Source organism: Streptomyces soli (assembly GCF_003999195.1).
Taxonomy (GTDB): Bacteria; Actinomycetota; Actinomycetes; order Streptomycetales; family Streptomycetaceae; genus Actinacidiphila; species Actinacidiphila soli.
The window spans coordinates 1-9,669 of sequence record NZ_RJVR01000377.1 but is presented as its reverse complement, the minus strand read 5'-3'; the positions used below and the strand labels follow the sequence as shown (position 1 = coordinate 9,669).

Sequence of the window (9,669 nt, the reverse complement as noted above, 5' to 3'; positions counted from 1 at the left end):
ACTCCGGCGAGTACTTGCTGGGTGGCGCCACTTCTACCTCATTCCCTTTACACAGAGATTCTATTGGATCTCTGTCCGGGAACCTCGGGGCACCTCAGAGGTCGTCCTTGGCGTCCAGGAGCATCTGTTTGACCTTGGGGAACTGCTTGCCGAGCATCTCGGCGACGGTGTCGAGCTGGGTGCGGACCGCGTCCTGGGTGGGTTGGGCGAAGATGGTGCGGATGGTCGCGGCGACCATCTCGGCCGCTTCCTTGGGGATCACCGCGAAGACGTTGCGCAGGAAGTGGACTCGGCAGCGCTGCCATGCCGCGCCGAGCATGACCTTGCGGATGGCCTTGACCAGGCCGGAATGGCTGTCGGAGAGGACCAGGCGGACCCCGGTCAGTCCGCGTTCGCGCAGGGAGCGCAGGAACTCGGCCCAGAACACCTCGGTCTCGCTGTCGCCCACCATCACCCCCAGGACCTCCCGGCCACCGTCCTCGGTGATCCCGGTGGCGACGACCACGGCCCGGGAGACGATCTGGTGGTTCACGCGCGCCTTGCAGTAGGTGGCGTCCAGGTACATGTAGGGGAAGCGGGTGTGGTCCAGCGGCCGGGTGCGGAAGGCGGTCAGCGGCTCGTCGAGGTCTGCGCAGATCCGGGAGACCTCGCTCTTGGAGATCCCGGCGTCCGCCCCCAGGGCTTTGGCCAGGTCGTCGACCGAGCGGGTGGACACGCCGTGGACGTAGGCCTCCACGATGACCGCGTACAGGGCCTGGTCGATCCGGCGTCGGCGCTCCAGCAGGCTGGGGAAGAAGCTGCCGGTGCGCAGTTTGGGGATGGCCAGCTCCAAGTCGCCGGCCTGGGTGGTGAGCGTCTTCTCCCGGTGCCCGTTGCGGAAGGCGGTACGGGCCTGGGTGTGTTCGTTCCAGCCGGTACCGATGTGGGCAGCGGCCTCGATCAGCTCCTGCAGCATCCGCTCGGCGATGCCGCGGACGAGTTCGAGTCCGTCCGCCGAGCGTAGTGACTCCAGCAGGCGCAATAGGTCAGACTGGGACAGGGCCACCTCACACCTCCGTCGTTGAACTGGCCGTTCACTACGGAGAGTTGCACGGTGGCCCGCCTCATGCGCAGGGAGCGGAAGCCCCTCACGGGTGTACGCCCCGGTCGCGAGCCCGCGCACACCTCAACCCTGATCGGCTACACCACATAGCGGGACGCCATCAGAGAGGCCGGCGTAGGCCTTGAGGCGCTCATCTCGAATCCACCTGGCGTGCTCCGAGTCAAAGCGCATCGACTCGAGGTCGCGCGTGTCCCGTGCCCTGCGGCGCTCGAGGTAGGCGTTGGCGAGAAGGGTCAGAATGACCCCGCCTAGCGTGGCTCCAACGGTGATCAGCTGGGTTGCGGTTCCGGACTCCACTCGCCCCTCCGTAACGATGTTCTGATAGTCCGCGCCCTGCGGCGCCCTCGGCATCGTCGCCGTCGTGGCGCGGTGAACTGGCTCCGCCCATGACCGAACGGGCAGTCAGGCCGTGTCCGCTCGACCCTGATTTAGCCGTACAGTGCCCCTCGACTTTCGACGTTTTCGCGGGGTCACTCTGGCGAGTGTGGCTGTTGGCGTTTGGGTCCTGCGGTCTTGGCGGCGGTCGTAGGGTGAGGCTGTGGATGAGCGGCTTGTAGAGCAGGTACGGCAACTGGACCAGCAGGGTCGGTCGGCGAAGGCGATTGCCAGGACGTTGGGGGTGGGCGCCAGGGATGTTGTCGGGGTGCTCAACGGTGCCGTGCAGGTCTCGGCGTCGGCGCGTGACGAGCCGCGTTGCTGGGTGAACGCCGGCTGGAGCCGCAGCGTGGATCTTGAGGGTGCGCCGCAGTGGGCGGCCTTGGACCCTGGGGCTTCTGACGCCGAGGAGGTGCGTGGCCTTGTCGCCGTGCTCGTCGCCGCGGACAGTACGCGCTCCGCGAAGGCGCAGGTCGCCGGGTTCCTACTGGATGTGTGGTGTCTGGGGGTGAAGAACGCGCTTGCCCCGGAGGCGATGGGCGAGAGGCAACTGAGCGGGCACCGGGCTGTCTACTTCAGCGCCTTCGAGGGGCATGTGCCGGTTCCTGCCGAGCTTGCCCGCGCCCTGGTGTTCGGTGCCGCCGCCTACGCTCGCGACCTCGGGTTCGATCCCGAGGCGGACTTCGAGGCCGCCGCCGCTGTCCTCGGTGAGCCCGCCGGCCCCTGCCCGATGACGCAACCGACCTTGTCGCGGCTCACGTCCCATGCCCACGTTCCCACTTCGGGGACTGACTCCTCGGCGTTCATGTGGTCCTCTCCAGGTTGACTTCGGCCCAGAGTTCGCGGTCGTCCGGGGTGGTGCCGTACAAGGTTGCCAGGGCGCGGACGATGCCGCCTCCGGGTGAGTGGATGTCGAGGAGCTGATGCTCCAGCGCGGCGTGACCGTCTCCTACGAGACAGTCCGGCGGTGGTGTCTGAAGTTCGGGCAGGCTTACGCCGACGGACTGCGCCGCCGCCGTCCCCGGCCCGGTGATAAGTGGCATCTGGACGAGGTCTTCATCAAGATCAACGGGAAGCGGAAGTACCTGTGGCGGGCTGTCGACCAGGACGGCAACGTGCTCGACATCCTCGTGCAGGGCCGCCGGGACAAGGCCCGCCAAGCGGCTCGCCGAGTACCGAACGGCTGGTGACGACGTCATGCACCGGCAGATACGCAACGACCCGAGCCTGATCACCGTGGACGACGTGCCGCCGCGCACCCAGCTGAACGCGGTACTGCGCGAACTGCTCTTGGTGCTGCGTATGGACGTCGGCACCGACGATGTGTAGTTGATCCGGAGGTGCGCGACCGGCCGGCACCGGGCCGCCTGGCCCGGGGAGTTGTGCGAGGTCGTGGTCGGCGCGGTCCTGGCAGATGCGGCACGCCTGGCGTCCGAATTCGTCGTCGCGGAGGTCTACCCCGGTGACGGCGCCCACCGGGTACTCGACGAGCTGCGCGCCCTGGTCAAACGATGCCCCACCTTCGTCGTCAGCGAGCAGACGACCATCTCCACAACCACGACCCCATCTCCGCTCCCCCGCCTGGCCACCGCCGCATTCGCGAAGTTCAACGCCTGACCACCAGCACCTTCGCCGCGGACAGTGCAGGCTTGCAGAGCCTGCTACGGGCGGTACTGATGTCGGGACGGGGCTCCCGGGTCAGGTTCCCGGGAGCCCCGTCAGGTCGTGCCCATTCGGTTACGACCTGGTGCACGGTAGAGAGCGGGCCTGCGACGCCCTGCGGCCCCGCTTGCGGCATTGCCGGAACGCCCACAGGAAACCACTCTGAGGGCGTCCCGCCGCCTTGCAATCGAAGCCGCATGACGCCGCAGGCTGATCCACTCCCTATCGTTCACCAGGCCGTTGGCTGTGGGCCGGTCAGCCGTCCGCGGTCAGTGCGTGCCGGTCACCTTCATCGTGGCGGCGAGCGCCGGGACGGCGTATGGCGAGTCGGTGCCGACGGTCAGCCCGCTCGTGTAGGTGCCGGCCTGGTCGACCTCGCCCGCGTTCAGGGTGACCCGTACCTTCACCGCGGCGCCTGGGGTGACGGTGACGGTGTGCGGCGCCGACAGCCAGGTGGCGGCGCCCGAACTGCCGCAGTCGCCGTACCCTGGCAGCTGCTCGACGCCGGTGACCGGATCGCTGCCGGCGTCCGCGCCGCCGACGACGTACAGCCCGCAGGCGCCGCTGCCGCGGTAGACCAGCGCGTTGGCCGCCGGCAGAGCCGACCAGGAGTCGGTGGCCGGGTCGTACTCCTCGGCCTGGTTGGTCAGCTGTCCGCCGGAGACGCCGCCGACCAACTGCAGCCGCCCGCCGGAAGAGGCGGAGGCCATCGCCCAGTTCGGATACGGCAGATCGGCCCGCGCAGTCCACGCGCCGGTGACCGGGTCGAAGGCGTACGTCGCCGCCGTCTCCTCGCCGCTGACCGGATCGGTCCCGCCGGCGCAGACGACCTGGCCGTCGATGCCGGCGCAGGACAGCCACGAGTCGGTGATCGGGTAGTTCGCCACCTGGCTCCAGGCGTCGGCCTGGGGGTCGTAGACGTAGGTCGCCCGCGAGGCCGGGAAGCAGTTGCCGCCGCAGCCGGCGACCACGTAGAGCCGGCCGCCGAGGACCGCCGTACCGCCGGCGACGACGCCCGCGGGGAGCGACGCCTCCGAGGACCACGAGTCGTGCTTCGGGTCGTAGCGGTACAGCGCGGCTGAGGCGTTCCCGGCGCTGTCCCAGCCGCCGCCGACGTAGATCTCGCCGCCGACCGCCTCCACGCCGGGCTTCTCCAGCCCCTGCGGCATGTTCGCCAGCCTCTGCCACCCGCCGGTGGCTGGGTCGTGGACGTAGGCCTTGAACTGCAGGTTCGACCCGTCGGTACCGCCGAAGGCGTAGACCTTCCCGTCGAGCGTCACCGTGCCGCTGTCCATCACCGGCGTCGGCAGGGCGTCGGCGGTCGTCCACGCGGTGGCGCCCGCCACGGTGGTCACGTCGGCCGAGCCCTTCGGTACCGCGGCCCCGTGCGTCCTGCCGGCGAGCAGCGACCCACGGGTGAAGTCGCCACCGACGTGCCGAATCGGTGCGCCAGTGGCGGGTTTGCCCGCCTGCCCGGGGTGCGAGTCCGGCGTGTACGAGCCGTCCTGCGGGTTGAGGAGGACGTGGACGGGTGCGGTGCCGGTGTTGCGGAGCGTCACAGTCTGGGTCGTCGACCGGCCCAGCGGCTGGGTGACCTGCAGCGGGCCGCCGGAGACGCTGATCCGGCCGGCGCCCAGGCGCCAGTCCTTTTGGGTGACCCGGTCGCGGGCGACGGAGACCTTCGCGGTCGAGCCCGTGTACGCGCCGTCGACGACCCCCAGCGTGGTCCGGCCGGAGCTGTCGGCGGCCGAAGCGGGCGCGAACAGCTCGTAAGCGCCGTCGGTCGTCGTGGCCGTCGGGGTGCCGGCCACGCTGACAGTGGCACCGGAGAGAGCCTTGCCGGTGTTGGCGTCGTCGACGGTGCCGGCCACGAGCCCGCCGGCGGCGGCATCGCAGGAGCGGTTGCCGATGAAGACGTTGTCGACCTTCCAGTACTGCGAGTGGACCGCGTCGTACCGGAACCGGACCTGCACGTCGCTTTTGCCGGCGGCCTGAGGGATCGCGACGACCTCGGGACCGTAGGAGATAACGCTGAACATGCGCCAGACCGTGGTCCAGGTCTGGCCGCCGTCGACGCTGACCTGGACGTAGGCGTTGGAGTTGTAGCGCTGTGTCGAGAAGGAGTTGTCGAAGGAGACGATAGGCGTGGCATCGCCGCTCATGTCGAGCACCGGCGAGACCAGGCTGGTCGTCTCATGAGTGGAGACGCCGCCGTCAAGGGAGTCGACCTCGGCGAACTGGCCCGTGCCGCCGGTGTCGTTGCCGAAGCCTCCCGGGTCGTCGAAGCGCCAGGTGACCCCGGAGCCGCTGTCGTCGGTGACCGTCCAGCCATCCTGCGGCGTGGCGCCGGCCCAGCCCTCGAAGTCGGTCTTGGTGCCGTCGTACCCGAAGCCGTAGCCGAGGGCGGTGCAGGCGTTCGCGTCCACGGACAGCGACACGTCGTGGCGTACGTCGCTGGTGCCGACGGCGACGGTGTCGTCCGCCGTCTGGTAGCCCGGCAGGCTCGCCGAGACGTGCAGCGTGTAGTTCCCGTCGTGCGGCAGCTGGACGGCGTACCGGCCGGTGGCCGGGTCGGTGTTGACCGCGCCGCCGGGGTAGCCGTCGACGGTGATCGTCGCGGCGAGCGGCCAGCCGTGGCCCGACGCGTCGGAGACGGTGCCGGAGACGACGTGGGTGGGCAGGGCGCGCAGCGTGAAGGACTCCTTCGCCGTGCTCCCCTCGGTGACCTTCAGCGTGGTGGTGGCCGTCGCGTAGCCGAACTGCGCGACGGTCAGGGTGTACTCGCCCGGTGCGGGGGCGAGTGTGAAGCCGCCCGACGCGTCGGTCGTGGCGGTGTAGCTGCGGCCGTCCGCGTCGGTGGCGGTGACCGAGGCGCCCGAGACCGGCCCGTCGCTCCTCCCCGAGCCGGTGCCGCGCACGGTGCCGGTCACCAGACCGTGCGGACCGGGGCGCAGCGCGCCGACGCCCGCGGGCGTACCGAGCCCGGTCGGGGCGTCCCAGCCCTTGCGGGCGTTGCAGAGCTGGTCTCCGCAGTGGCCGTCAGAGCCGGTGGTGACGTCGTTGAGGTCGCCGGCGTGCGTGTCGGCGTACGGGTAGGTCACCGGGTAGGTGTCGGGCGCTGGGGTGCCCGCGAGAGCGTACATCGCGGCGACGAGCGGCGACGAGAGCGAAGTGCCGCCGTACTGGGCCCAGCCGCCGACCGCGGTCGAGTTGTAGATTCCGAGGCCGCTGGTCGGGTCGGCGTCCGCGGAGATGTCGGCGATGGCGCGGTTGTCGCAGCCGGTGTCGATGCCCTGCTGGTACCCCGGCTTCGGCTCGACGCGCGAGCAGCCCGAGCCGCCCGAGCTCCAGGCCGCCTCGGTCCAGCCGCGGGCAGTGGTGTCGTCGCGGGTCAGCTTCGTCCCGCCGACGGCGACGACGTTCCCGTTCGACGCGGGCCAGCTGACGACGTTGCCCCTGTCGCCGGTGGATGCGGTGACCGCGATACCGGGGTGGTCGTAGTAGTGGTCGTACGCCGGCGCGGTGCTTACCTCGCCGGCAACGCCGTAGGAGTTGGAGATGGCCGCGGGGTGGTGGGCGGCGGCGGTGTCCTCGGCCTGGCCGAGGTCGTCGAGAGAGGCCGAGTCCCCCTGGACGAGCAGGATGTGGCAGTCCGGGCATGCGGCGGAGACGGCGTCGAGGTCGAGCGCGGTCTCGATGGACCAGCCGGCGTCGTCGGGCGGGAGGTTGTGGCCGCCGTTCTGGTCGACCTTGGTGAAGCAGCCGTTCGCCGTCGTGCACGCGGGAAGGCCGTAGGTGCTGCGGAAGACGGCCAGATCGGCCTCGGCGGACGCGTAGCCGCCGGCGTCGACGATGGCGACCGTCTCGCCCGAGCCGCCCGTGGGTAGGCTGTAGGCCCCCCTGAGATCGTTCGGGGTGACGGCGGTGGCGGGCGGGGTGGACGAGCCCGCGGCCAGGGCGCCGTGGCTGTCGGTCACGCCCATGAGGGGGCAGGTGGCGTAGGGCGCGTCACCCTTCCGCTCGGAGGCGGGTACGGGGATGGCGCATCCGGCGGGCTTGTAGCTCGCCGTGCTCTGCGGGGTGTCGCCGCTCGCGGTGGGCGCCGCTTGCGCCGGGGCGACGGCCGTCAGGCCGAACGCCGCGGTGCAAGCGACCGCCACCCCGGCGGCCCACATGCGTATTCGTCTGTGCATCGCTCTCCTCAGAAGGGTGCGTCGGCCAGGCCGACTCGAGTGGGGGTGCTGGTCAGACCGGCCGGTACTCCACACCGGCCTTCCGTCGGCACCTACACGGCCGGTCCGCGCTCGCCGCCGGGGCCGCGGCCGGATCGACGGTGGTGTCCTCACCGTCGACGGAATCCTCGGTGGAACCGTCGATGGGGCCGACCGCCGGCTCCTCGCCGGACCGTTCGGCGCCGTTGCCAGAGGTCATCGCGGCTGCTCCGTTCTGTCCCAGAGCAAGCAGTGAACGCCGCACGCCGAGGGGCCGGCAATGCGCAGAACTACCCGGGAAACTCCCGTGGGGTGCGTTTCCTCTTGAGTGACTTGGCGGGGATGTCGCGCCCCGGGACGGTTGCCGGTCGTTGCGGCAGCCGGTGGTCAACCAGCATGGAAGGACGGGTGGATGGGCTGCGAGGAGGTGCTGTGGCTGTTGGCGGAGCGGGAGACGGCGTTCCGGGCGGAAGCCGACCGGCTCGAAGCCGAGGCCGAGCGTATCGCCGGTCTCCTGGCGGCCTGCCGGAAGGAACTGGAGCGCCTGGTCGTGGCCCGTGAGGTGATCGGTGAGCTGCCGCAGCACCGTCCGTCGGCGCCCCGAGAGGCTGGGGCGGCTCTGCCGTGCTCGCTCCTGGTGCTGGTCCATCGGTGTTCGCTGACCAACTGGTAGAGGCGCTAGCTGAGTTGGGCCGACCGGTGCGCTGTCAGGACCTCGTCGTGCACCTGGGCGAGGACGCAAGTGTGCCCCGTCATGTCGAGCGCGTGCGGCACCGGCTGAAGAAACTCACGTGGACCGGGCAGGTGGCAGGGGCTGAACCGGGCCTGTTCACCATTGCGCGCGCACATGCTACGGCAGGCGGGTGAACGAGGCAACGAGGAAAGGGGTTTCCCCGAGTTGACCGGGTGAATCAAACCTGGACTGATCGGAAATACCTCGTCTTCCAAGGTCAAAGTCGGCTCTGCCGATGGATTTCACGCCGCCACCGGCGTCCCCGCAGGGATACAGAGACTGACCCGAGAAAACCCTATCCGCACCCCGCCCCCGGCACCTACGACTTCGCCGCCGCCCGCTCCCAACTGCAGTCCATCATCACCCGCTTGGGCGACGAGGAGACGATGGCCTGCACCCAGTCCGCGCTGGAGTACATCACCGAGGCCGGGCGGCAACTGCAACGCCGGCTGATGCAGGACCAGCTGGACACGCGCTCCCGGCTCGAGCAGCGCCGGCAGCAGGTCGCCGGAGCTGATGGCGTGGTGCGACACCGGGCCGAGGGCGGGCACCGGCGGCTGGTGGCCACCACGGTCGGGCGGGTGGAGATGCACCAGATCGCCTACCGCGCCCCGGGCGCGGGAAACCTCCACCCGCTCGACGCGCAGCTGGCGCTGCCGCAGCGGCTGTACTCCTTCCCGCTGCAGCAAGCGGTGGTGCACGAAGTGCGAGGAGTACTGGCAGTTCCATGTCCAGCACGAGTACCAGCGAGTCCGCGGCGGCTACCCCGTCAATGTCGGCGGCCGCGGCACGCTCCCCGGCGGCGGCACATCACCGGACTCCACCGCGGCGACGGCGAGCGCGGTGCGCGAGGGCGCGTCCCGTTTGCGCATCGCGGCCTGGACGTGCTTCTCGACGGTGCGGGGCGAGAGCCCGAGGACGCGGGCGATCTGTGCGCTGGTCCGGCCTTCCACGAGCAGGCGCACCACGTCGAGTTCGCGCGGCGAGAGCTGGTCGCCGTAGCTGGGCCGGCCCACCCGCGCTCCGACCCGGACCCCCTCGTCCGCGAGGCTGCGCCGCACCCGGTCCGCGTCCCCGGTCGCGCCAAGGGCGGTGAGATCGTCGAAGACCTCGCGGAGCACGCCGACGGCCCGGTCCCGCTCACCGGCGGCGAGGCGGCAGCCGGCTGCCGCCTCGCGGGCCAGCAGGGCGTCGTACGGTCTCGGAAGGGCGGTCCAGGCGGCGCCCGCCTCCTCGAAGTGCCCGGCGGCGCCGGTGAGGTCACCGCCGGCGCGGGCGAGCAGGGCCGCGGTCAGCAGGCGGGCTGCCCTCGCCACCGGCGCATCCAGGCCGCTGGTACCCGCCGTGAAGGCCTCGGCCGTGCGGGCGGCCTCCCCGACGCGCCCGTCTTCGAGCAGGGCACGGACCCGGAGCGGGGCGATCTCGGCGGCCCAGAGCCACAGTTGCTTGGCTTCGACGAGCCGCCAGGCGGCATCGGTGGCGGCCAGTGCCTCCCCGGGGCGGCCGGCGGCGATCGCCAGCCGCGCGAGCACGGCGGACGGGTCGCGAGACCCGTCGGCGGGGCCGCGCGGACGCCCGACCGAGAT

Annotated in this window: 8 protein-coding genes and 2 pseudogenes; 5 read left to right on the top strand and 5 right to left on the bottom strand. The window is 70.9% G+C overall.

Annotated elements, in window-relative coordinates:
• Positions 1 to 97: 97 nt before the first annotated feature.
• A pseudogene (locus EFK10_RS45815) lies at positions 98 to 1,045 on the bottom strand (IS256 family transposase); the annotation flags it as partial.
• Between the two features lie 595 nt (positions 1,046 to 1,640).
• Here EFK10_RS45815 and EFK10_RS45810 point away from each other — a divergent pair.
• From EFK10_RS45810 to EFK10_RS48315, 4 genes and pseudogenes are all read left to right on the top strand, one after another.
• The gene (locus EFK10_RS45810; RefSeq protein ID WP_127361550.1) at positions 1,641 to 2,303 is read left to right on the top strand and encodes a helix-turn-helix domain-containing protein; all 663 of its coding nucleotides are present in this window, start codon (positions 1,641 to 1,643) and stop codon (positions 2,301 to 2,303) included.
• 82 nt (positions 2,304 to 2,385) lie between these two features.
• Positions 2,386 to 2,649 (top strand): annotated as a pseudogene (locus EFK10_RS45805) (DDE-type integrase/transposase/recombinase); the annotation flags it as partial.
• 25 nt (positions 2,650 to 2,674) lie between these two features.
• Positions 2,675 to 2,806, top strand: a complete 132-nt coding sequence (locus tag EFK10_RS52465) for a hypothetical protein (protein WP_265737612.1) — start codon at positions 2,675 to 2,677, stop codon at positions 2,804 to 2,806.
• Positions 2,807 to 3,094: a hypothetical protein gene (locus EFK10_RS48315; protein WP_164836473.1), complete on the top strand. Its 288-nt coding sequence runs from the start codon at positions 2,807 to 2,809 to the stop codon at positions 3,092 to 3,094.
• Positions 3,095 to 3,408: 314 nt separating this feature from the next.
• Here EFK10_RS48315 and EFK10_RS45795 read toward each other — a convergent pair whose 3' ends face one another.
• Both EFK10_RS45795 and EFK10_RS45790 read right to left on the bottom strand, forming a co-directional pair.
• Entirely contained in the window at positions 3,409 to 7,332 is a 3,924-nt protein-coding gene (locus EFK10_RS45795) for a carboxypeptidase regulatory-like domain-containing protein (RefSeq protein WP_127361548.1), read from the bottom strand.
• Between the two features lie 52 nt (positions 7,333 to 7,384).
• Complete coding sequence (locus tag EFK10_RS45790) at positions 7,385 to 7,570, bottom strand: hypothetical protein (RefSeq protein WP_127361547.1); 186 nt, start codon at positions 7,568 to 7,570, stop codon at positions 7,385 to 7,387.
• Between the two features lie 192 nt (positions 7,571 to 7,762).
• Between EFK10_RS45790 and EFK10_RS45785 the strand changes: the two genes are divergently transcribed.
• A complete protein-coding gene (locus tag EFK10_RS45785; RefSeq protein ID WP_127361546.1) occupies positions 7,763 to 8,023 on the top strand; it encodes a hypothetical protein in 261 nt (86 codons plus the stop codon).
• A gap of 379 nt (positions 8,024 to 8,402) precedes the next feature.
• Here EFK10_RS45785 and EFK10_RS48310 read toward each other — a convergent pair whose 3' ends face one another.
• Entirely contained in the window at positions 8,403 to 8,555 is a 153-nt protein-coding gene (locus EFK10_RS48310) for a hypothetical protein (RefSeq protein ID WP_164836471.1), read from the bottom strand.
• A gap of 289 nt (positions 8,556 to 8,844) precedes the next feature.
• Positions 8,845 to 9,669: helix-turn-helix transcriptional regulator (locus EFK10_RS45780; protein ID WP_164836469.1), on the bottom strand; the 825-nt coding region annotated here is incomplete at its 5' end.